Annotated in this window: 14 protein-coding genes and 2 pseudogenes; 6 read left to right on the top strand and 10 right to left on the bottom strand. The window is 43.3% G+C overall.

The features are described 5' to 3' along the window. Positions 1-39: 39 nt before the first annotated feature. The 4 genes and pseudogenes from H6A27_RS04310 to H6A27_RS04300 form a co-directional block, all read right to left on the bottom strand. Positions 40-3,573 (bottom strand): DEAD/DEAH box helicase, encoded by a 3,534-nt coding sequence (locus H6A27_RS04310; RefSeq protein WP_204507818.1) that lies wholly within the window; start codon positions 3,571-3,573, stop codon positions 40-42. Between the two features lie 101 nt (positions 3,574-3,674). Next, on the bottom strand, positions 3,675-4,436 hold the full coding sequence (locus tag H6A27_RS04305; protein WP_204507817.1) for an SDR family NAD(P)-dependent oxidoreductase: 762 nt from the start codon (positions 4,434-4,436) through the stop codon (positions 3,675-3,677). Between the two features lie 28 nt (positions 4,437-4,464). Next, positions 4,465-4,659: pseudogene (locus H6A27_RS15565) on the bottom strand (ion transporter); the annotation flags it as partial. 1 nt (position 4,660) lies between these two features. Next, positions 4,661-4,789, bottom strand: a pseudogene (locus H6A27_RS04300) (ion transporter); the annotation flags it as partial. Positions 4,790-5,361: 572 nt separating this feature from the next. Here H6A27_RS04300 and ilvD point away from each other — a divergent pair. From ilvD to H6A27_RS04270, 6 genes are all read left to right on the top strand, one after another. Beyond that, a complete protein-coding gene (ilvD, locus tag H6A27_RS04295) occupies positions 5,362-7,164 on the top strand; it encodes a dihydroxy-acid dehydratase (RefSeq protein ID WP_204507816.1) in 1,803 nt (600 codons plus the stop codon). 13 nt (positions 7,165-7,177) lie between these two features. Beyond that, a complete protein-coding gene (gene ilvB / locus H6A27_RS04290) occupies positions 7,178-8,878 on the top strand; it encodes a biosynthetic-type acetolactate synthase large subunit (RefSeq protein ID WP_204507815.1) in 1,701 nt (566 codons plus the stop codon). A gap of 18 nt (positions 8,879-8,896) precedes the next feature. Then, positions 8,897-9,448, top strand: a complete 552-nt coding sequence (gene ilvN / locus H6A27_RS04285) for an acetolactate synthase small subunit (RefSeq protein ID WP_204507814.1) — start codon at positions 8,897-8,899, stop codon at positions 9,446-9,448. A 12-nt stretch (positions 9,449-9,460) separates the two neighbouring features. Continuing rightward, on the top strand, positions 9,461-10,204 hold the full coding sequence (locus H6A27_RS04280; protein ID WP_204507813.1) for an acyl-[acyl-carrier-protein] thioesterase: 744 nt from the start codon (positions 9,461-9,463) through the stop codon (positions 10,202-10,204). 155 nt (positions 10,205-10,359) lie between these two features. Beyond that, positions 10,360-11,403 carry a ketol-acid reductoisomerase gene (ilvC, locus tag H6A27_RS04275; protein WP_204405005.1) on the top strand — a complete coding sequence of 348 codons (1,044 nt, stop codon included), beginning with the start codon at positions 10,360-10,362 and terminating at the stop codon, positions 11,401-11,403. 165 nt (positions 11,404-11,568) lie between these two features. Then, the gene (locus H6A27_RS04270) at positions 11,569-12,093 is read left to right on the top strand and encodes a nitroreductase family protein (RefSeq protein WP_204507812.1); all 525 of its coding nucleotides are present in this window, start codon (positions 11,569-11,571) and stop codon (positions 12,091-12,093) included. A gap of 266 nt (positions 12,094-12,359) precedes the next feature. Here H6A27_RS04270 and H6A27_RS04265 read toward each other — a convergent pair whose 3' ends face one another. The 6 genes from H6A27_RS04265 to H6A27_RS04240 all read right to left on the bottom strand — a co-directional run bounded on the left by H6A27_RS04265 (position 12,360) and on the right by H6A27_RS04240 (position 23,033). Then, positions 12,360-15,233 carry a PD-(D/E)XK nuclease family protein gene (locus H6A27_RS04265; RefSeq protein WP_204507811.1) on the bottom strand — a complete coding sequence of 958 codons (2,874 nt, stop codon included), beginning with the start codon at positions 15,231-15,233 and terminating at the stop codon, positions 12,360-12,362. A gap of 18 nt (positions 15,234-15,251) precedes the next feature. Beyond that, entirely contained in the window at positions 15,252-18,503 is a 3,252-nt protein-coding gene (locus H6A27_RS04260) for a UvrD-helicase domain-containing protein (RefSeq protein WP_204507810.1), read from the bottom strand. Between the two features lie 12 nt (positions 18,504-18,515). Further along, positions 18,516-19,655 (bottom strand): serine hydrolase domain-containing protein, encoded by a 1,140-nt coding sequence (locus H6A27_RS04255; RefSeq protein WP_204507809.1) that lies wholly within the window; start codon positions 19,653-19,655, stop codon positions 18,516-18,518. Positions 19,656-19,834: 179 nt separating this feature from the next. Beyond that, positions 19,835-20,476, bottom strand: a complete 642-nt coding sequence (aat, locus tag H6A27_RS04250; protein ID WP_204404942.1) for a leucyl/phenylalanyl-tRNA--protein transferase — start codon at positions 20,474-20,476, stop codon at positions 19,835-19,837. Further along, the gene (locus H6A27_RS04245) at positions 20,457-22,703 is read right to left on the bottom strand and encodes an AAA family ATPase (RefSeq protein WP_204507808.1); all 2,247 of its coding nucleotides are present in this window, start codon (positions 22,701-22,703) and stop codon (positions 20,457-20,459) included. Before H6A27_RS04245 ends, aat begins: the two co-directional genes overlap by 20 nt. A gap of 15 nt (positions 22,704-22,718) precedes the next feature. Then, a complete protein-coding gene (locus H6A27_RS04240) occupies positions 22,719-23,033 on the bottom strand; it encodes an ATP-dependent Clp protease adaptor ClpS (RefSeq protein ID WP_204507807.1) in 315 nt (104 codons plus the stop codon). Positions 23,034-23,278 lie beyond the last annotated feature (245 nt).

Here is a 23,278-nt window from a genome sequence, read left to right as displayed (position 1 = left end):
CTAAATGTTTTTCTGGTTGTTATACTTTATTGTTGTTTATCAGCCGAATATCTCGCGTAATTCTTTATTGCTTAGTTTGCCTATCCAGCTTTCGCCGCTCGAAACTGTCATGTCAGCCAGATGCTTTTTCTGTTGTATCATGTCGTTGATACGTTCCTCGAATGTGTCTTTGGTGATAAAGCGGTGAACCATGACATTGCTCTTTTGGCCTATACGGTAGGCACGGTCGGTAGCCTGTGCTTCAACTGCCGGATTCCACCAAAGGTCGTAATGGATTACATGGGTTGCGGCTGTCAGGTTTAGTCCTGTACCTGCGGCTTTTAGCGAAAGTATGAAAATCTTGTCTGTACGGTTGTTCTGGAAGCGGTCAATCATTGCCTGACGTTCTTTAATACTGCATCCACCATGATAGAACAGTGGTTTTTCACCTGTCCTTGCAGTTATGAATTCCACTAACATATCACCCATCTCTCGATATTGCGTAAAGACAAGCACCTTTTCGCCGCCATCGACAATCCCTTCTATTCTGTCGAGCAGCATTTCTGTCTTGCCTGACAATTCAGACCTCCGGTCACCGTTTTTAAGGAATTGTGCCGGATGATTGCATATTTGTTTAAGCGCCATAATCATCTGGAGGATGAGTCCTTGTCGTTTGAACAAAGATTCGTTGTCTGTTGTAGGTATTCCCTCTATTTCGTTCATGGCAGCTTCCAGAGTCTTTTCATACAGAGCAGCCTGTTCCGGTTTGAGCGAAGCATATACATCAAGTTCTATCTTGTCAGGCAGGTCGGAAATGATATTCTTGTCTGTCTTCATTCTTCGCATCATGAACGGGGCTGTCACTTTTCTGAAGCGCTCGGCACAATCGCCGTCATTCCAAAGCTGGATAGGGTTCGCATAGTTTTCCTTGAAGGCTTTAAGCGTATCCAGATAGCCTTTGTTGGCATAATCCATTATGCTCCAGAATTCTGTAAGCCTGTTTTCTACCGGAGTACCACTCAGAGCTATGTGAGTTGTGGCAGGAATTGACTTCACAGCCTTACTCTGTGCCGTATCGTTGTTCTTTATGTTTTGTGCTTCGTCAATTAGCATTATAGTCCATTGTCTTTTTTTAAGTTTGGCATTGTCAGAGCGCAGAACTCCATATGTAGTTAACAGAATATCTGATTTAAAGCTCTTCAAATCTCTGCCAGTACCGTGATAGACGAATGTTGACAACGACGGAGCGAATCGGCTTATCTCCATTTGCCAGTTCGTGAGCAGACCCGTAGGTACAACTATGATGACTTTGCCTTCCTTCAATGCTCCCTCTTCTTTCAGTTTCAGAATAAGAGTTATAGCCTGCAGAGTCTTGCCCAATCCCATGTCGTCGGCAAGAACCGAACCGAATCCTATGCGCATATTTCGGTACATCCACGAGAATCCGCGTTCCTGGTATGGACGCAGTTGTGCGTTAAGTTCCCGTGGAAGGGCAATGTTCTCCTGTTCGGTCAATTCCTTGATAAGTTGTCGCACATCGTCTGTAAGGCGTATAGGTGCAGAGTTGTATTCCTCTGTAAGGGCGGCCTGCAGCAACTGTGCCGGAGTGAGTTTATCCATCTTGTGGAAAGCGTCATGAAGCTTTTCCAGAGTTTCTGCATCGGTATAGATATATTTCTGCTTGAATTTTATCAGTCCTCCGGCATTCTTCTGCAGTTTCATGAACTCTTCCATCGACACTATCTCATTGCCAAGTGCCACTTCCCAGTCGAAGGTGAACAAATCGGCAAGGCTCAGGAAGCCTTTCTCACTTCCGGATTTCTTTTTCAGCAACAATGATGCTTTCGGACGTATGAGTTGCTGAAGCGATTTAGGCATGAAAACCTTGAAATCAAGAATCTTTACAGCAGGTATTATTTCGAGTATTACGGGCAGGAATGTCTTTTCGGTGTAGTGTAAAGCTTGTTTTGCTCCATTAGCAATATATCCGTTGAGGTCTTTCATCATTCCTGCCAGCAGGGTGAAGCTTCTCAGAATGGTGAAGCGTTCGTGCTCATATTCGGGTTGTGAGAGTACATCGGACAGTGCAGTGACTTCCTTTTCCGGTTTGCGTGTGTTTTCCACGCCAACGGTAATGTCGAAACCGCCATCGGTACTTTCTTCTACATAGAGAACAGGTCGGTAGTCTGATTCGGTGAGCGAGTATGATGCTATCCATGATTTTATTCCGCCCGGCGTTTCTTTTTCTCCCACACCGCTGAAGGGAAGGTGTCTCTCCTTGAAGAATAATTCCTCTACAGGCAATTTCAGGCTATCGGCCGTAAGTCTGTTTATGAGTTTTCCTAGGAAGAACGACACAATCCACTCTCCCTTGTTGTAAATAAATTTTCCTGTTTTACGTTCCACCGGTCTGAATTCCAGCAGTTTGTCGGGAATAATATCTTCAAGCATATCCATTAGTTGTCTTACCTGGCTGTCGATATAAGCCGGAATCCACCTGATGGCGTACTCTTTACTTGAAAGCTGAAGTATCTGTGGTGCTACAGCTCCTTTCGACAGCAGATGCAGTGAACATATCAGAGCCTGGTTCAGAGCTATGACCGAAGGATGATAGTCGGGCAGAAAGTCAGGGCTTATATTTAGCAGTGCCAGAGGCAATGAACCGTCGTCAAAAAAGTCCGTTAGCGGTTTCTGTCCCTCATAGCTGATGTTCATTACTTTCCATTTCAGATTGCTGTCAAACTGTAATGAAAATTCTCTATCGGCTTTAATCTCCTTGCCTGAGATGATGTCCGTTTGAGGGAAAAGTCCCGAAGCGTCAAGCCTCCTTGAGAAGAATCGTTGTACATTCTTCTTTGCTCGCATTATTTCAGTAGAGTATTTTTCTTTGAAATCCCCTGTAGTGGAGAAAGGAGGGTTTTCTGCCAGGAGCATGAGCAAGGCTTCCGACTTGTCTGTCAGTTTTGAGAAGTCTATTCTTTTGAACACAGGTTCCCCATGGCTCACTTCCCTAGAGCCTTTTGTTCTTACCACCTCCTTTATGTTCTGTACTGATATATCATTGCTGGTCTCTTCGATAAATATTCCGCGTTTCTTAAGCTCTTCCATAATATCTACATTGTGCATACTGAACACAATGAATGGATTATTGTCAATCTCGCGGCTGAACATGTAGATTACGGCAGCAAGGTGTTTGCATGGCACGGCCCAGTCCGGACAGTTGCATTGCATTTTCAGGTCGGTCCATTTTTCAGGGAAAATCTTGAGTCCGCAGCTTCTGGCTATTGACATGATTTCCGGGGCCATCTCCCTGTTCATCAACCGTGATATAATGCCCGGATACTTGATTAGTTCATTCATCAGCGCGTCAATCTGTTCCGGGAAGAAAGGAGGAATGATGATATTGACCTTATATGGTGTTATCCTGCTTCCTGACACTTTTGCAGTGATGATATTGTCCTTCAGTTTTATGTCTATAACGTTTCCTTTGCGTGCGTATGTAGCTCCGCGAGGAATACGGTTATCATAGTCTATATGAGTAAGCGAGCGGAGCCATTCGCTGCCCCACCATGTTTTTCCGAATTGTTCTGCCATGTTTCTATACTTAATTTGAGTGCTGTTTAAACAGGAGTTAAACGTTGTTTAAACGCTGTTTTGGATTATACTTCTTAGCTTTTATGGTAAGTGTATGCAATTTATTTTTGTCTGTGGCATACAGTTCCTGTAGCCTGATAAGTAGGCATAACCAGAACTTCTGCTATCTGTACATGAGCAGGGGCTGATGCTGCGTAATAAACCACATCGGCTATGTCGTCGCCTGTAAGTGGTTTCAGCCCATCGTAAACGGCATCTGCCTTGTTTTTGTCTCCACGGAAACGGATAACGGAGAAGTTGGTCTCAACCATTCCCGGCTTGATGTTGGTTACTCTTAGCGGAGTGTCAACAAGGTCTATGCGTAGTCCGTCCGACAGGGCTTTTACTGCGGCTTTGGTTGCGCAGTAAACACTGCCGCCCGCGTATGCTGCATCGCCTGCTATGGACCCTATATTAATAATGTGTCCGCATCCGCGTTCCACCATTCCCGGAACAATCATGCGTGTCATTGCCAGTAGTCCTTTGATGTTGGTGTCTATCACTACGTCCCATTCGTCCAATGAACCTTCGTGTTCTTTATCAATGCCCAAAACCAGACCGGCATTGTTTATCAGAACATCTATATTCTTCCATTCTCCTTGCAGAGAGTATATGGCATTACGCATTTCTTCACGGTTTCTAACATCGAATGGAAGTGTTACGACTTCTGTTCCTGTCTTTTCAAGTTCCTGTTTGAGATTTTCAAGCTTTTCAGTATTTCGTCCGTTCAGTATAAGCTTGCTTCCCATTGCCGCGAATTTTCTTGCGCAGCCTTCACCTATGCCGCTTGTGGCACCGGTGATTAAGATTGTTTTTCCTTTCATTATTATATTATGTTTGAATTGTTGTCTTTTAGAATCTCTCATCATTCGGCCTCTCGTTCACAAACTCCCGGGGCTTCTCCGTTTTCAGTTTCGCGCCACAGTATTTGCAGTATAAGGCCTCGAAATCGTGCCCGTCGCGGTTGCAGCGTGGGCATTTCCGCTTTTCCAGTTTTTTATGTTCGCTCACCATTGTGGCTGAAACTATACCTGTAGGCACTGCTATTGAGGATTATGTCGAACAGCTTTCCTTTTTTCGTATCCGATTCAAACACAATAGAATATATCTTTTCTTTCAGTTCATCGTTATGAAGGAAGTCATGCCAACGCTGATGTATTCTTGAAATGAATTTCATGCTTATATTTATATTTTTTAGTAAGGAACAAAGTTAATAATAAATCATAATGTTTTTGTGATAATATATCAGAAATATAATGTTTTGATATAATTACCGTAACACGTTCGTGTCACGCTCGTCGCACGTTCGTGTTACTCTCGTCGCACGACTGTGTTACATGCGTTGCACGAACGTGTTACGCTATCTATGTCAGGACGGCGATATTTTAATCTCATCATTTTTATGAGAGGGAATTTAGATTGTGACTTGCGCTCTTTATGTAATAATATGTAGCAAATTTACCGTTTTCTCTGATAAATGATATTTTTCTTCAAAAAAAACTATCATTTTATTTGTTTGTTCCGAAAATCCCTTTACCTTTGCAATCGTAATAACAAAAATAACAGAAAAAGTATGAAAGCAACTAACATTATCATTAACCTGGCAGTCCTGCATATTATTCGCGTCGTGGTCCTGGAACCAAGAGGTGAGGAAGGTTCATGTATGTAGTTGCATATATATGATATTGATGAAAGCCTTTCTCACATGTGTATGAGAAAGGCTTTTTGATTAAATAAGGAGAGATAAAAATGAAAAATGAGTTACGCAGTTCGATGAGTACACAAGGCCGACGTATGGCCGGTGCAAGAGCATTATGGGTGGCAAATGGAATGAAAAAGGAAATGATGGGCAAGCCTATTATAGCTATCGTGAATTCATTTACACAATTTGTTCCGGGACATACACATTTACACGAGATTGGTCAGCAAGTAAAACAGGAAATTGAAAAACTCGGTTGTTTCGCTGCCGAGTTCAATACTATAGCTATTGATGACGGTATAGCAATGGGACACGACGGAATGTTGTATTCATTGCCTTCGAGAGATATTATTGCCGACAGTGTGGAATATATGGTGAACGCTCATAAGGCTGATGCTATGGTCTGCATTTCAAACTGCGACAAGATCACTCCGGGTATGCTTATGGCTTCCATGCGACTGAATATTCCTACGGTGTTCGTATCAGGTGGTCCGATGGAAGCAGGAGAGTGGGGCGGACAGCATCTTGACTTGATAGATGCGATGATTAAGTCGGCCGACCCGACAGTGAGCGACGAGGATGTAGATCAGATAGAAAGACATGCGTGTCCGGGATGCGGATGTTGCTCAGGTATGTTTACAGCAAACTCAATGAACTGTTTGAATGAGGCTATCGGACTTGCTCTTCCTGGCAATGGAACAATAGTCGCGACTCACGAAAACCGTAAGCAGTTGTTCAAGGATGCTGCGGCTCTCATCGTAAAAAATGCTTATAAATATTATCAGGACGGTGACGATAGCGTATTGCCGAGAAGCATCGCTACACGTCAGGCTTTCCTTAACGCAATGACACTTGATATCGCTATGGGTGGTTCTACAAACACTGTTCTTCACCTGCTCGCAATAGCACATGAGGCAGAAGTGGATTTCACTATGGACGATATCGACATGTTGTCACGCCGTGTGCCTTGTCTTTGCAAGGTGGCTCCTAACACTCAGAAATACCACATTCAGGATGTGAACAGAGCGGGAGGTATCATGAATATCCTCGCACAGCTGAACAAGGGAGGTCTGCTCGATACATCGGTTTCGCGTGTGGACGGTATGACACTGGCTGAGGCTATTGCAAAATATGATATTTCGGCTGAAAGTGTTGATGCTGAGGCAAAAAGAATTTATACAAGTGCTCCGGGCGGAAAGTTCTCTATCAAACTTGGCTCGCAGGGCAATTATTATAAGGAACTCGATACAGACCGCGCTACAGGATGTATCCGCGATTTGGAACATGCCTACAGCAAGGACGGCGGACTGGCAGTACTGAAAGGTAACATCGCGCAGGACGGATGTGTGGTAAAGACAGCCGGAGTGGACGAAAGTATCTGGAAGTTCTCAGGACCTGCAAAGGTGTTCGATTCTCAGGAAGCGGCTTGCGAAGGTATCCTCGGCGGAAAGGTTGTAAGCGGCGATGTTGTGGTCATCACTCACGAAGGCCCTAAGGGTGGTCCGGGTATGCAGGAGATGCTTTATCCTACATCGTATATCAAATCAAAACATCTCGGTAAGGAATGTGCGCTGATTACTGACGGACGTTTCAGTGGCGGTACATCTGGACTTAGTATAGGACATATATCTCCAGAGGCTGCCGCAGGTGGAAATATCGGTAAGATTGTGGATGGTGATATTATAGAGATAGATATTCCTAATCGTAGTATAAACGTGAAACTTTCAGATGAAGAGCTTGCCGCACGTCCGATGACTCCTGTCACTCGCGACCGCAAGGTGTCTAAGGCACTCAAGGCTTACGCAAGCATGGTAAGTTCGGCTGATAAGGGTGGAGTAAGAATTGTTGACTAAAAAATACATACGTATGAAAGAGAAAATAACAGGTGGTGAAGCATTGATGCGCTCGCTTGAGCATCAGGGAGTAAAGACTATCTTCGGTTATCCGGGAGGTGCGATAATGCCTGTGTTCGATGCTTTATATGATCATAGAGATAAACTTAACCATATATTGGTACGTCACGAACAGGGGGCGGCACATGCCGCTCAAGGCTTTGCGAGAGTATCGGGCGAGGTGGGAGTCTGTCTTGTGACAAGCGGTCCGGGGGCTACAAATACTATTACCGGTATTGCGGATGCGATGATTGACAGTACGCCGATTGTGGTTATCGCTGGACAGGTGGGAGCCGGTCTTTTAGGTACTGACGCATTTCAGGAAGTTGACCTTGTCGGTATTACCCAGCCTATCTCGAAATGGAGCTACCAGATAAGACGTGCCGAGGATGTTGCTTGGGCTGTCGCAAGAGCATTTTATATAGCTCGTTCGGGACGTCCCGGTCCTGTGGTACTTGACTTTGCCAAGAATGCTCAGATAGATATGACGGATTACGAACCGGTTGATTTGGATTTCATCCGCAGCTATGATCCTGATCCTGAAACAGACCCTAAGGCCTTGGCTGAGGCTGTAAGACTTATAAATGAGTCTGAAAAGCCGTTGGTGCTGGTCGGTCAGGGGGTTGAGCTTGGAAATGCTCAGGAAGAGTTGCTCAAGTTTGTCGAGAAAGCTGATATACCTTGCGGATGCACATTGTTGGGACTCTCGGCTATGCCTACCGAACATCCGCTGAACAAAGGTATGTTGGGAATGCACGGTAACCTCGGACCTAACGTCAAGACTAACGAATGTGATGTGCTTATCGCAGTAGGTATGCGCTTCGATGACCGTGTGACAGGTAAACTTGAAACATACGCCAAGCAGGCAAAGGTAATACATCTTGACGTTGATCCATCGGAGATTGGCAAGAACGTACCTGTACATGTTCCGGTGCTTGGTAACTGTAAACGTACTTTAGGTCTGCTTACCGAACTTATCCAGCCTAACAAGCACACTGCTTGGATAGACAGTTTCAGCCAGTATGAACAGCAGGAATTCGAAAAGGTTATCAAACGCGAAGTATATCCGGAAAATGGCCCGATAAATATGGGTGAAGTGGTAAATGCAGTGAGCGAGGCTACCAACCATGAGGCGGTACTGGTAACAGACGTAGGTCAGAATCAGATGATGTCATGCCGATACTTCAAGTTTACGAAGAACAGAAGTGTAGTAACATCAGGCGGTATGGGAACTATGGGATTCTGTATCCCGGCTGCAATAGGAGCCACATTCGGTAGTCCGGAACGTACGGTATGTGCTATAATGGGTGATGGTGGTCTTCAGATGACAATGCAGGAACTTGGTACTATCATGGAACAGAAAGCTCCGGTAAAGATGATTCTGATGAACAATAACTATCTTGGAAATGTACGTCAGTGGCAGGCGATGTTCTTCAACAGAAGATATTCGTTCACTCCGATGATGAATCCTGACTATATGCAGATAGCATCGGCGTATGGCATTCCTTCGCGTAGGGTAATCGAACGCGAGGAACTTAAAGACGGAATAAAGGAAATGCTCGCTACAGACGGTCCATTCCTTCTTGAAGTATGTGTGGTGGAAGAAGGTAATGTATTGCCGATGACTCCTCCGGGAAGCTCGGTCAACTATATGATGATGGATTTGGATTGCTAACGAGTAGGAGGGTTAAACATGGAAAATAAGACATTATATACTATCATAGTTCATTCGGAAAACATAGCCGGTTTGCTTAATCAGGTGACAGCCGTTTTTACACGTCGCCAGATTAATATAGAAAGCCTTAACGTGTCGGCATCTTCAATAGCCGGAGTACACAAATATACCATTACGTGCTGGACAACTGCTGATATAGTGGATAAGGTGGTTCGTCAGATAGAAAAGAAAATGGATGTCATCCAGGCTCATTATTTTACAGACAAGGAGATATTCCAGCGCGAGGTGGCAATGTATAAAGTCTCTACACCGGAATTTCAGAATAATCCTGAAGCATCGAAGGTGGTCAGACGCTCTAATGCGCATATCGTAGAGGTAAATCCTGTGTTCTCTATTATAGAGATGGTTGGTATGAGCGATGAGATAACTTTCCTTTACGAGGATTTGAAAAGACTTAAATGCGTGCTCCAGTTCGTACGTTCGGGAAGAATAGCTGTATCTACAAGCTGTTTTGAACGTGTGAACGAGTATTTGGCGCATCGTGAGGAGAGATATAAAAACGGATTGTAAACTTATTTTGATATGGGAAATAACAAAGTCGGTACATATAATTTTGTAGCAGAACCTTTCCATGTTGACTTTACAGGAAAACTCACGATGGGGGTATTGGGAAACCATTTGCTGAATTGTGCTGGTTTTCATGCCACAGAAAGAGGATTTGGTATAGCCGAGCTTAACGAGAGTCATTACACATGGGTCTTGTCGCGCTTAGCTATCGAGATGGAAGAATTTCCTATGCAGTATGAGAAATTCAGCGTACAGACATGGGTGGAGAATGTTTACCGCCTGTTTACCGACCGTAATTTCTCTATCCTTGATAAAGATGGCAATCCGATAGGCTATGCACGTTCGATATGGGCTATGATAGACATGAGCTCACGTAAACCTGCCGATTTGCTGACTCTGCATGGCGGAAGTATTGTAGATTATATTTGCCAAAAAGATTGCCCTATCGCAAAACCGGGAAGAATTAAAGTAGGAACGGTTGAGCCGGCAGGAGAGTATGTGGCAAAATACAGCGACATTGACTGTAACGGACATGTGAACAGTATAAAATATATTGAACATATACTTGACTTGTTTGATATTGATACATTCCGTGAAAAGATGATACATCGTTTTGAAATGGCGTATGTGGCGGAAAGCTATTATGGCGACAAGCTGACTTTCTACCGCGAACAGATTTCGGAAAATGAATTCGATGTTGAAGTCAAGAAGAACGATAGTGAGGTCGTAGTAAGAAGCAAAGTGATATTTAAGAATTAAGAATTAAAAATTAATAATTAAGAATGAGTTGATGGTTGTTAGTTATTGGAAACTGACCGGATGGAAACCTGGTCAACTTGTCAACTCGTAACTAACCTATAAACTTACAAACTTAAGAACTTATAAACTTATAAACTTAAAAACTTATAAAAAACATGGCACAATTAAATTTTGGCGGTGTGATGGAAAATGTAATCACCCGCGATGAATTTCCATTGGAAAAAGCACGTGAGATCTTGAAAGATGAAACAATTGCAGTTATAGGATATGGCGTACAGGGACCTGGTCAGTCTTTGAACCTTCGCGATAACGGATTCAATGTTATCGTTGGTCAGCGTCCTGGAAAGACTTTCGAAAAAGCTATCTCTGACGGCTGGGTACCAGGAGAAACATTGTTCGGTATCGAGGAAGCTTGTCAGAAGGCTACTATCGTAATGTGTCTTTTGTCTGATGCGGCTGTAATGTCTGTATGGCCTAAAATCAAACAATATCTTACTCCTGGCAAGGCATTGTATTTCTCACACGGTTTCGCTATCACTTGGAACGACCGTACAGGCGTAGTTCCTCCAGCTGATATCGACGTTATCATGGTTGCTCCTAAAGGATCAGGTACTTCATTGCGTACAATGTTCCTCGAAGGCCGCGGCTTGAACTCATCATACGCTATTTATCAGGATGTAACAGGTAAGGCATTCGACAGAACTATCGCTCTTGGTATCGGTATCGGTTCAGGATATTTGTTCGAAACTACATTCCAGCGTGAAGCTACTTCTGACCTTACAGGTGAACGTGGTTCATTGATGGGTGCTATCCAGGGATTGCTTCTTGCACAGTACGAAGTATTGCGTGAAAACGGACATACTCCTTCTGAAGCATTCAACGAAACTGTAGAAGAGCTTACTCAGTCATTGATGCCTCTTTTCGCTAAGAACGGTATGGACTGGATGTACGCTAACTGTTCTACAACAGCTCAGCGTGGTGCTCTTGACTGGATGGGCCCATTCCATGATGCTATCAAACCTGTAGTTCAGAAATTGTATCAGAGTGTTAAGAGCGGTAACGAAGCTCAGATTTCTATCGACTCTAACTCTAAGCCAGATTATCGCGAAAAACTGGAAGCTGAATTGAAGGCTTTGCGTGAAAGCGAAATGTGGCAGACAGCTGTTACAGTACGTAAACTTCGTCCTGAAAACAACTAATAAATAATTAAGAGAATTTTTCTTCCCTCTTTTTGGCGATTTCATATTGTCGAAGAGAGGGATTTTTTTGTATGTAGCTTCAGAAAATTTTCTTTGAAAGGTATAATATGTCGTGCTTTTGACTAATTTTGTTGACGATGATATAACATAAAAAAATATACAGATATGAATAACGAATTTTTGGAGATTATAAAGACTCGTCGCAGTTGCCGTCAGTATAAGGCAGAGCAGATTACTGACGAAGAATTGAAAGCAGTGTTGGAAGCCGGTACATACGCGCCTACATCAAGAGGCATGCAGTCGCCATATATCGTTGCAGTGCAGAATGAAGAAGTACGCAAGAAACTGGCAGAAATGAATGCACGTGTAATGGGAGTTACTTCCAATCCGTATTATGACGCGCCAACATACGTCCTGGTATTTACTCCGGCTGATGCCAATAACCCTATACAGGACGGAAGCTGCGTATTGGAAAACATGATGCTTGCCGCTCATGCAATAGGACTTGCAAGTTGTTGGATTCACAGGGAAAGAGAAATGTTCTCTACTGATGAAGGAAAGAAACTGATGGAAAGTTTCGGATTGCCTGAAGGACTTGTTGGTATTGGCGCTATATCCTTGGGATATCCCGCAAAGGCATCTGATGCTCCGAAACCGCGTAAGATAGATTATTATAGAGTGATAAAATAAGAAACGGTGGTTTGTCCGCCGTATGAATATTACAAATATAGGAAAAAGTTATATTAACAAAAAAAGAGACTGCCGGGGAAGTGCAGTCTCTTGTTCTTTAGGGACAAACTCTTTTGTCTCTCTGACTTACTCGCTTTCACAAGCTTGAAGTCAGGATATATAAATCTATTACTATGAAAAACATGCGAATGTAACCATTTTTCGTGATATATGCAATATAATATGCATGAAAAAAGCCTTTGATTAACAGTATTTATATCAAAATGCTACTTTTTACACAAATCTTTATAATCACAGTATTGACATTTGTCCTCTATCACGGTTTGAGAGAAAATGATGTCTGGATTAAAAATTTCTTCAAGAAGTGTGTTTAGATTTTCGCGGAATTCTTCTTCATGGATGCTAAAATCATTTATGTCTTCCTTCTTTCTCGCTTCGCCCATCTGTATTACAGGCGAGTAATTTTCGGATGCCGCCTTGTGGATATAAAGCAAGGATGGAGCCACCTTAAGAAGGCTGTTCTTCTCTCTTAATTTTTTGCATACAATTGATGCGTACATGAAAGTCTGGAAGATATAGTTAGACCTTTTCTTGTCCTGTACGAACAGTGACTTTACGTCTGGCGGACACTGTGCATCACCGCCTGTCTTATAATCCACTATACGCAGTGTGTTGTCTTTCGTGTCCATTCGGTCTATTATACCGCCAATTCTTGATTTGATTACACCTTTCGGAGTATTTATATCAATATCTTCTTCCACAAACTGTTCTGAAGCAGTGAATATGAACGGAGCATATCTCAGGTCATTTTTTAACAGCTGTTTTATGTATCTCAGAATGACTGCAGAGTTTATGAGCTGCAATCCGTTGTATTCCGGACGTTCGGTCAGGGGTATATTGAAGAACAGTTCCTTGAAACCGTTGTCAACATATTCCTGTAGTCTTACATCATTTTGCAAAAGCTTTTCAAGAGAGTTGCAATCTATCGTTTTTCCGTGTGCTGTGAGGCCTTTGTAGATGTGTTCGGCTGCGTAGTGGAATATACTTCCGAACTTCGCTGAGTCTATCTCCGCGCTAACCTCATCAGGTGCTGTCAGCAAGGCTACATATTTGTAATAAAATTTCAGATTACAGTCTATATATGTGTTGAGTGCAGAAGGTGACAGAAGAGCCTTTTTATTTGCTCTGATATCAAAATTGCTCTGCATGCGTTTCATTATTTCCGGAGTCTTCTTTATCTCAATTTTCTCAGTACCCTGTGGCGATTGTGCGGCTTCCAGTCTTTCACGTTTGATGTCGAATCCCCATTCAATTAGGAACTGAAGCATGAAGCGTGACATCTCTCCTCGGTTTATTCCGTCGCTTGAAGTGTTGAAAAGAAGAGTCACTTTTTCAGCTCTTTGCAGCAGTCTGTAGAAGTAATATGCAAAAACGGCTATCTTATGGTCTATAGTAGTCATACCGAAAGCCTTTCTGATATTGTATGGGATGAACGAGGCATCGCTTCCGCTTTTAGGCAGTTGTCCTTCGTTCACCGAAAGCATTACTACGTTTTTGAAGTCAAGATTTCGTGTTTCAAGTACTCCCATAACCTGCATACCGATTGCCGGCTCGCCGTGGAACGGAATGTTGGCTGACTGTATGACGCGTGAGAGCAGTCGCTTAAATGTACTTTGGTTCACATCAAGGTCGCCTTCTTCTATAAGAGAGTTAAAACGGTTTACCATGGTATATGCTTTGAACAACGCTTCACGATACAGTTGGTCAAGAGCTGTATCCATAGTAGCTGATTTCTTCTGATATACGGCTGCTACCTGTTTCAGTACTGTAGAAATCATCTGACAGATAGCATGGTTGCTGTTGCAAGGCGTGAATATGGTTTCCGTAGTTTCGTCCTTTTTCAGTTCCGAAGGGAGAGGGTAGAAGCGGTTGTCGTGGATAAGAGATTTCTCCAGTTTCTCAGCCTCCTCGCTCAGAAGTTGCGTGTATGGATGTTTAAGCACACTCAAAACCTCCGCAAACAGGAATCTGCCGTTTGATGGATTGTAGCCTGAAGTGTGAAGTTCTATAAGCGAGTTGATAAAGCTGCACGCAGGAGTCTGCGACAATGGAAATCCCATCGTTATATTGATATGATGTATATTCTCGGGCAGAGAATGCAGTACAGGTTGTAGTAAAGATTCGTTACATAATACTACGGCTGTTTCCTTTTCTTCCTCTGTCAGGTTTGTTCTTATCCATTGCGGAAGATACCTTGCCTGACCGTTTTCTGTAGGCGATTCAATATATGTAATATCTTTCGGGGAGTTCAGATTGTTGAATACAGATGGTGGAAGTTCCGATGGGAAATCCCTTAGGTTGCGCTTTATGAATTCGCCTGCCTCGTGAGGATGCTTGTTGAGATAGAAATTGTCGTAGTCCCAATAGAACATAGCCTTTCCGGCCTTATCCAGTTTCTTGAACAGAGTATGTTCCACCTTATTAAGCACATTGAATCCAACGAAGACATATCTATCGTAAGGAAGTTTGTCAATATCCATAGACTCCGTAACTTCCCTGTACATCATACCTTCGTAAGCTATACCCTGTTCGCGTAATACGGCTCTGAATTCAGTATATATTTCTCCCAGTACGTCCCAGATATTAATGAATCGTTGTTTCAGTTCGGTAACCTTGTCGATGGAGAAATTCTTGAAGAACTGGCTTAATGCTTCTTTCTGTCCTTCTTCCAGAAATTCGTATCCGTTGTCGTTAAGTTCGTTCAGGTCCTTGATATTGCGGAACATGGCTTCTGTGTCCACCATATTCTTGTCCGCATCGTCAAAGTCGCTTATAAGAAGTTCACCCCAGAAGTAGAAGTCGTCGAGCGATTCCTTGCTGCCGGTTATGTTTACAAATACCTTATAGAGTTCGCAAACCAGTTTCACAGGGTCACCAATCTGTAAGTTTGAAACCTTGCGGAACAGTTCGCCTATACTTATGTATGCGGGCGACCATATCGGTCTGTCCGTTTCCGATGCCAGATATTCATTAAAGAACAGTCCTGCTCTCTTGTTTGGGAAGACAATCGCCGTACGGGCAAAGTCACCGTTTGTCTTCGTATATAAATCGTGAGCTACAAGCTTTAGAAAAGTTTCCATTTCTTTTTTAATAAATCGTTACACATTCTCCAGTTCGCCGGAGTAAACATACCATATATAGCCTTTAATGTCGGTATATCCCATTTCCGATAGCAGGGACATATACTCCCTGACCTGAGTGGAGTATTCCGGTTTCTTTTTCCCGAACTTGAAATCAACCACAACAACTTCGTTTCCCTTCATCATCACTCGGTCCGGACGTCTGGTCTGCATCTTTCCCTGTTCGTCGTTATAGATTATTGAGCATTCGTTATACAGTGTCCATTCTCCACTATACCAGTCCTTTACTTCATCAAGGTTCAAGGCTCTTTCTGCAACTTTCCTTATTTCTTCTGCTTTTTCTGCAGATTCTATCACACCTTCGAACAATAGTCTTTCAATAGCTGACGGTAAATCCTCTTTTGTGTCGATTGATGCAAAGAGTGTATGGAGCAGCTGACCTTGCCGGATATATTGCGAGCGAAGATTTTCTTCCTCATCCTCGTCTCCTCTTATGAAGTCGGCAGAACGGTTGGACTGTTTGAAGTCAATCTCCGTTTCGAGTGATTCAATCTTTACGTTTACGGCTTCAGGTATGGCTACAAGTCTGTTAGTTGAATCAGATTTCTTCTTTTCACTGCTTATGCAGATTTCTCCGTATTCATATACAATAGGTTCGTCGTTTTCTTCTGTATTCGCCTCTTCATCCTTCTCGTCAGGTTCAGGCATGTTGCATGTCATTTTTATTTCTTTCATGCAGTCTATCGATTCTCTCAGCAGTCGTGATACGGTGTCCTTCTGCTCGTCCTTGCACCATACTATCAGGTTTCTGCATGCTCTGGTGAATGCCACATATAGTAGATTCAGATTGTCCACCCAAAGCTGCAGGCGTTCTTCCCTATAGCTATCGCTGAAATAAGATTCTGCCATGGCTGATGAGTAGTTCACAGGAGTTAGGTCAAGTTCGCAGAACGGTTCCTTGTCGGCATCCGCTTCGTTTATCTTGCACCATATCGTATGGTTGAAAGTTTCATTCTCCATCTTCCAGTCGCAGAACGGCAACAGCACGGTGTGATACTCCAGACCTTTCGATTTGTGTATTGAGAGGATTCTGATACCGGATATTTCGCCCGACGGGATAGTCTTGGCATAAAGAGTCTCGTTCCAGTATGTCAGGAATGAAGTCAGTTCCGAAGAGTTGTTCTGCATATATTCAGTCACCGCATCATAGAATGCACAGAGATAAGCATCCTGCTCTTCAATCATATCCATGCGGAAAATCACGAAAAGTTTCTCAAGCAGCTCGTATAGTGGCATAAGACTCATTTCCGGCAGCATTAGCCGGAACTCGGCAGGAAGATAATCCTCAACGCTGTTCAGCAGAACGGTGTTATAATCCACGTCCTTTTTGAGGATTTCCTTCTGGTAGGCCACTGCCAGTCTTGCGCAAGCTATTTTGTCTGTAGGCTCGGAGATGTATTTTAATCCGTCTATGAGCATACATACTGCCAAAGACGCGTCAAGGCGGAAAGCTTCGTCCGAAACAACCCTGTAAGGAGTATTCTTGTCGAAGAAATCCGCTATGGCAGGAATATTTTTATTCTTTCTCACAAGTATGGCTATATCGTTCACCTTAATCCCATTCTTTACCAGTGAATCCACTTCCCGTGCAAGAAACTCCATAGTAGTGTCAGCGTAAGGATGTTCATCGCTGTTTTTCAGGAAAGAGAGCTTGATGTATCCTTCCTTGGTATTCTTGGATGTTTTCTGACAAACATCGCTGTATGCGTCGAGCAACTGCGTGCAGTCTTCTCCCTCATCAGCCTTGTATCTTTCGTTCAGAACCCTGCATGCCGATGTAAATATATCATTGTTGAAGGCTATGATATTAGCCTCGCTTCGCCAGTTTGTATCAAGAGTCTTGGAGTTCAGGCGGAAACTCCTGTCCTTGTCCAGTTCGGCAAGAATCTTCCAGTCGCCGTTCCTCCATCTGTAGATACTCTGTTTGATGTCGCCCACTATCATGCTGCCTTCCTTCTGCGCAAGGCTTTCCTCAAGCAGTAGGTGAAAGTTCTCCCATTGCATACGCGATGTGTCCTGAAACTCGTCTATCATCACTGTGTCGATGGTAGTACCAATCTTCTCATATACGAAGGATGCGTCGCCCTCCCTGATGATGCTGTGCAACAGAGCGTTGGTATCCGAAAGCAGGAAACGGTTATGATTAAGGTTCTGTTCCCTTACCTCGCTGTCTATGCGCATAAGTAATTGCAGATTGTTGAGATATCGGAGTGACATGTCGCACGAGTTCAGAACCTTGTTGCTTGCCATTCTCGTGCTCTCCGTATCATTAAGCACTTGTATCAGTACCTGGTCTGCAAGTGATATAATAGTACTTTTATATGGAGAGGTCTTTGTTGTCCAGTTTTCCGCACCTTCCAGGCATTTCTCAACAGTGGTATTTCTTACGTCATCGCTCAGTTTTCCCGAAGCAATTTTATTGAAATAGCTTGCTATGCCTCTGGCACCGTTCTTTAAATCAGTAGGGTTTAGTCCGTTTGCTTTCAGAATCTCCTGGAAATGTTCGTTGAATCCTTTCATAGTGTCAAGTATGGATTCACGTTTCTCCTGGAGTTTTTTTCTGTATTGCGGGATAAACTTGGAGTCCTTAAGTTTTTCGCGTAAAGCTACGCCTTTTTCTATGTAAGCCTCGTCGAAAATATTGCGTCCGAAACTTTTAATTTCGGAAGATACATTCCATCTTTTGTCGTCTGCTATTCTTTCTTCTATATATTCAAGCAGCCAATAGAGTGTGGGAGACATGCGGTCCAGTTTCTCAATCATACTGTCCACTGCATCACTTAATACATCGGTATTGTTCAGCTCGATTGTCATATTTGCGCCAAGTTCAAGCTCTCGGGCAAGATTCCTCATCACCGACTGGAAGAACGAGTCAATAGTCTCTATTCTGAAACGGCTGTAGTCGTGGATTATATTCTTTAGTGCAGTGTCAGCTGCTTTTCTTATTTCGTCAACACTTTTATCGGAAGTCTTCATTATCTCTTTCAGATAACCGTCCGACGATTTCAGCGAAGTGGCGATACCGTACAGCTGACTCAGGATTCTTTCTTTCATTTCCGTAGTAGCCTTGTTGGTGAAGGTAACTGCCAGAATACGTCTGTACGAGTAAGGGTCTTCTATCAGTTGTCTGATATATTGCACTGCCAGGGTAAAAGTCTTTCCCGAGCCTGCCGAAGCCTTATATACTAATAATCTTGGGTCCTGTTCCATATAGAGTGGTTATTATTGTAAAATTTTTTCAGCTATTTCCATATATCTTATTATGTCCGTAGTGAGTTCCCTGACATACTCCTTCGAGCGTTTATGCCCAAGGCGCACCACTATGGCATTCTTCGAAGGTATAGCTATGATATATTGTCCCAGCATACCTCTGAAGTACGGACATTTCTCTCCTTTATAGTCCATAATCCATGTCTGGTAGCCATAATATGAGAGCGGGTCTTTGCCCCACTGGTCTTTCAGATATGATGCCGGTGTCATGGCCTCTTCAATGTATTCCTTGCTGACTAATTGCCTTCCGTTCCAGTTGCCTTTGTTCAGCATCAGACGTCCGAATCTTGCGGCATCCCTTGCCGTGGTGTGGAAGCAGCAAAACGATTTCTCGTCGCCATTCTTCTTGTCGAGAAGCCAGAAAGCATCCTGTCCCGCCATCATCGGTTGCCAAAGTCTCTTCTCTGCATAGCGGCTGATGGTTTCGCCTGTTGCCGCTTCAAGTACAAATGACAGCAGCTGTGTCTCGCCACTTCTGTAGGAATACTGCACTCCCGGAGTATCTACTATATCAAGGCTCATGATTAGTTCGTAGAGGTCATTGCCGTAATATCCGTGCGTGGTTACAGAGAAAAGAGAAGCGTAGGCTTCGTCCCAGTCCATTCCGGCACTCATGGTAAGCAGGTTCCTGATAGTGATGTCTTTCTGTCTTCCGCGGTTATATTCAGGAATATACTTTACCACCTTATCGTCAACACTTCCTATCTTTCCTTCGTCTATGGCTATTCCCACCAGCAGTCCCACTATACTTTTAGTGGCTGAAAACAGATTTGAGGTAAGAGTGTCATTCCATCCTCCACGATAGGTCTCATACAGTATGCTGTCATTTTTTATCACTAAGAAAGACACCGTTTTCATATCGTCTATGTATGCCGAATCCTCCTTTGAAAGTTGGAAAGAATTGTATTTGTCCGAAACAGTCCATTCCCAGCAAGAGTCCGGTGCATGAACAGTGGCATGCTCGAAAATCTCCAGATCATCTATCACAGGAAACCAGTAGATAAGTGCCTTTTTGGCATAGAAAGGCAGGCATAGATATACGATAATTATGGCAACTGGTAACACAAAGAGAATTTTTTTTCCTGTTTTCATAATTTTTTTTCTTTTATGGTCGAACAAAAGATATGGTTCCTCTGTTATATATTTTGAAAGTTATACAAAAGCTTAATATTCTTGTTTGGTTTTATGTTGGAGTTATGTTTTTAATTCCTCATTAATTAAAAGTCCGTCAGTGTTTGTGAAAATGCTGACGGATTTTCTTTTTTATTGCTTTATTCGCGCGATATAATATCCATATACTCCTCGTATGATATATATCTTCCGCCCATTGACTTCAGGTGCGGAGTCTCGAATTGGCAGTCTATCAGCAGGCCGCCTCTCTCTTCAAGGAACCAGGCAAGATGTATAAGCGCAAGTTTGGAAGCACTCGGGACAAGCGAAAACATACTCTCGCCGAAGAAACATCGTCCTATAGCGACTCCGTACAATCCACCTACAAGTTTGTCTTCTTCCCATACTTCAACACTTGCCGCAAACTGCTGTTCGTGCAGTCTGATATATGCTTCAGTCATTTCAGGACCAAGCCATGCCCCTTCCTCGTCCTCGCGAAGCTTACCGCAATGACGGATAACTTCTTCGAAAGCCTGGTTTATGGTTATTCTGTACTTGTCCTTGTTCAATAGTGTACGCATTGAGTGCGATATATGTATCTCCGAAGGGAAGATGACGAACCTTTGCATCGGGCACCACCATTCTATGACTTGTCTCTTGAAGGCATACCACGGGAATATTCCGTATGAGTATGCCAATAGCAGTCTGTCGATGGATAAATCGCCTCCAATGGCAAGCAGTCCGTCTGGTTCACCCAAGTGAGGGTCAGGAAAGGCCAATCTTTTACTTAACTGAAATACCATTCTTTATTTCTTTTTTTAGTGTTATGGCGGGAACGTCATTCTCAATGCCTACTATGGCATGACCTCCGTTTTTAAGCTTTCCGAAAAGCATTTCTTTTACGAACAACGGTTTCAGATAATGACCTATAACCCTGTCCATCTCGCGGGCACCGTATTCCTTGGTTATACTCTTCTTGAGCAGCCATTTCTTGGCGTCGGCCTCAATTTCCATAGTTACTTTGTTCGCTTCAAGTTTGTTGCGGAACTCACGCAGTTTCTTTTCAATGATAAGTTCAGCCATGTTGCTGTCCATATCGTTGAATACCACAGTTGCGGACAGTCTGTTCAGGAATTCCGGTTTGAATGTTTTCTTTACCTGTTTCAGCATGGAGTCGCCGGCAGTTGCCTGTCCCTTGAATCCTATTGAAGCCTGATGAGCATACTGAGCTCCGGCGTTCGAAGTCATAATCAGAATCAGATGACGGCAGTCCGACTTGCGTCCCTTATTGTCGGTAAGCACTGCATAGTCCATAACCTGTAGCAGTATGTTGAATATGTCAGGATGAGCCTTTTCAATTTCGTCAAGCAGCAGAACGCAGTTTGGGGTCTTGCGGATGGCGTCAGTCAGAAGTCCTCCTTCCTCATAACCCACATATCCGGCAGGCGAGCCGATAAGTTTCGCCACCGTATGTTTTTCCGAATACTCGCTCATATCAAAACGTACCAGTCCAATACCAAGTTCGGCAGCAAGAACTTTCGCAATCTCTGTCTTACCCACACCCGTAGGACCCACAAACAGAAGGCTCGCTATAGGCTTGTTGTCGTCGTTCAGTCCGGCTTTCGACATCATTACAGCTTCAGTCACTTGAGTGATGGCCTGATCCTGTCCGTAGATAAGTGCTTTCATCTTTGCGGGCAGATGTTCAAGTTCGGTATTGTCTTCCCTGGCAGTGATGGATTCTATCTTGCACATTCTTGCAAGGATGTCCGAAATAAGTTCCTTTGTAACGATATTTTTATCTTTCCCGTCGTTGTGTATTTCCCTGTATGCACCTGCCTCGTCTATCAGGTCGATAGCTTTATCGGGCAGGAACTTGTCTTTGATATATTTGTCGCTCATGCTTACGGCATACTCTATCACTCCCTTTCTGTATTTCACGTTGTGGAATGTCTCGTATCCCTTAATAAGGCCTTTAATAATCTTTACGGTGTCGTCTGTGCTTGGCTCCAGAATGTCAATCTGCTGGAAACGTCTTACCATTCCCTTACTACCGGCAAAGTATTTGTTGTACTCCTCGTAAGTGGTTGAACCAATGAATTTTATGTTTCCTCCTTCAAGGTATGGTTTAAGCATGTTCGATGCGTCCAACGAGCCGTCGCTGGTTCTTCCGGCACCTATAAGGTTGTGGATCTCATCAATATAGATGATAGCCTTTCCCTCTTTTTCTGCACCAAGCATAATACCTTTCAATCTTTTTTCGAACTCACCTCTGTACTGTGTGCCGGCTATGATACCTCCCAGGTCAAGTTCGTATATCTTGTAGCCTTTCAGCTTCTCCGGTACGTTCCCTTTCTCTATTCTGTCTGCAAGGCCATAGATGAGCGAAGTCTTGCCTACGCCGGATTCACCGATATGCAGAGGATTGTTTTTTTCCTTACGGCACAGAACTCTGATTGTCTTTTCAAGTTCTTCCTCTCTCCCGATAAGCGGATTGTGGCTTTCCAGATTATCGTTGATACAGGTTACGAAACTCTTCCATGTCTCGTTCTTGTCGTAACCGTGTTCATGTTCAACATCATCATAGTCGTAGCTGTACTCGTCTATCAGCATACTTGTGAATTCTGCAATATCATCTTTCAAGGTGTTTTTCAGAATATATGCTGCCCACGAATCAGTCAGTTCCAACATACCTTGAACTAAATGAGGAACATCTATCTCGTTAGCGCCGGAGAATGTGACAATCATGTGTGCCTTGATGAAAATCTCTGCCATCTGAGTAGAGTTTTCGGGCTCGTATTGTAAGTCATCAGGCAGAACCTCGAATTTTGTATCAAGGACTTCCTTTATTTTCTTCTCCATTTTGCCAATATTGCAGGCCATATCCTCGAGGGCATATATAAATTCATCCTGTTGGATAAGCGCGAACAGCAGATGTTCGGGAGTAACAAATTCATGTCTCCTGAGTTTGGCCTCCGTATGGGCTACTTCCAATGCCTTATTTACGTGTTTAGTATATTTCAAGTCCATATTTTGTCGTGATTTTTAAGCCTGTTTGTCCTCAGGCAATACTGTAAGTTTAAGTGGAAATCCTTCCTGGCGTGCCATGTCTGTAGCTTTTCTCACTTTCGACAAAGCAATGTCGTAACTGTAAATGCCTACAACCGCCGAACCGCTTTTGTGAACACTCATCATCAGCGTCTCAGCTTCATTTTTCGATTTGAAGAATACTGTAGTCAGAATTTTTACCACGAAATCCATTGTGGTGAAATCGTCGTTATAGATAACGACTTTATAACGTCTCGGCTCTTTCAGGCTGACACGTCCTTTTTCCTTTATGTTTGTTTGTTGTTGTCCCATAATGAGAACAAAAATAATGAAAAAATATGTATTACTCAAGTTTGCAAACTCCAAAAATGATATATCGGTGTATGGGTATAAAATGTTTTTCAAGGTAAATAATTCTTATAACCGGTTTGAAATATTCTGTAAATATAGTTATGTAGGTCGGCGGCATTGCTGCCGCTTTCCCCATTAAGAACTGTACGTGCGACTTTCACCGCATACAGCTCCGATAATTCTAAATTTAATTCTCATAAAATTAA

This window comes from Bacteroides caecigallinarum, assembly GCF_016902295.1.
Lineage (GTDB): Bacteria > Bacteroidota > Bacteroidia > Bacteroidales > Bacteroidaceae > Phocaeicola > Phocaeicola caecigallinarum_A.
This window is presented reverse-complemented; position numbering and strand designations above follow the sequence as displayed.

Coding starts and splice junctions, on each gene's coding strand:
- ilvB (WP_204507815.1), top strand. CDS start 7,178: ATGAAAGAGAAAATAACAGGTGGTGAAGCATTGATGCGCTCGCTTGAG.
- H6A27_RS04240 (WP_204507807.1), bottom strand. CDS start 23,033: ATGGGACAACAACAAACAAACATAAAGGAAAAAGGACGTGTCAGCCTG.
- ilvN (WP_204507814.1), top strand. CDS start 8,897: ATGGAAAATAAGACATTATATACTATCATAGTTCATTCGGAAAACATA.
- H6A27_RS04280 (WP_204507813.1), top strand. CDS start 9,461: ATGGGAAATAACAAAGTCGGTACATATAATTTTGTAGCAGAACCTTTC.
- H6A27_RS04310 (WP_204507818.1), bottom strand. CDS start 3,573: ATGGCAGAACAATTCGGAAAAACATGGTGGGGCAGCGAATGGCTCCGC.
- ilvC (WP_204405005.1), top strand. CDS start 10,360: ATGGCACAATTAAATTTTGGCGGTGTGATGGAAAATGTAATCACCCGC.
- H6A27_RS04265 (WP_204507811.1), bottom strand. CDS start 15,233: ATGGAAACTTTTCTAAAGCTTGTAGCTCACGATTTATATACGAAGACA.
- H6A27_RS04260 (WP_204507810.1), bottom strand. CDS start 18,503: ATGGAACAGGACCCAAGATTATTAGTATATAAGGCTTCGGCAGGCTCG.
- ilvD (WP_204507816.1), top strand. CDS start 5,362: ATGAAAAATGAGTTACGCAGTTCGATGAGTACACAAGGCCGACGTATG.
- H6A27_RS04305 (WP_204507817.1), bottom strand. CDS start 4,436: ATGAAAGGAAAAACAATCTTAATCACCGGTGCCACAAGCGGCATAGGT.
- H6A27_RS04245 (WP_204507808.1), bottom strand. CDS start 22,703: ATGGACTTGAAATATACTAAACACGTAAATAAGGCATTGGAAGTAGCC.
- aat (WP_204404942.1), bottom strand. CDS start 20,476: ATGGTATTTCAGTTAAGTAAAAGATTGGCCTTTCCTGACCCTCACTTG.
- H6A27_RS04270 (WP_204507812.1), top strand. CDS start 11,569: ATGAATAACGAATTTTTGGAGATTATAAAGACTCGTCGCAGTTGCCGT.
- H6A27_RS04255 (WP_204507809.1), bottom strand. CDS start 19,655: ATGAAAACAGGAAAAAAAATTCTCTTTGTGTTACCAGTTGCCATAATT.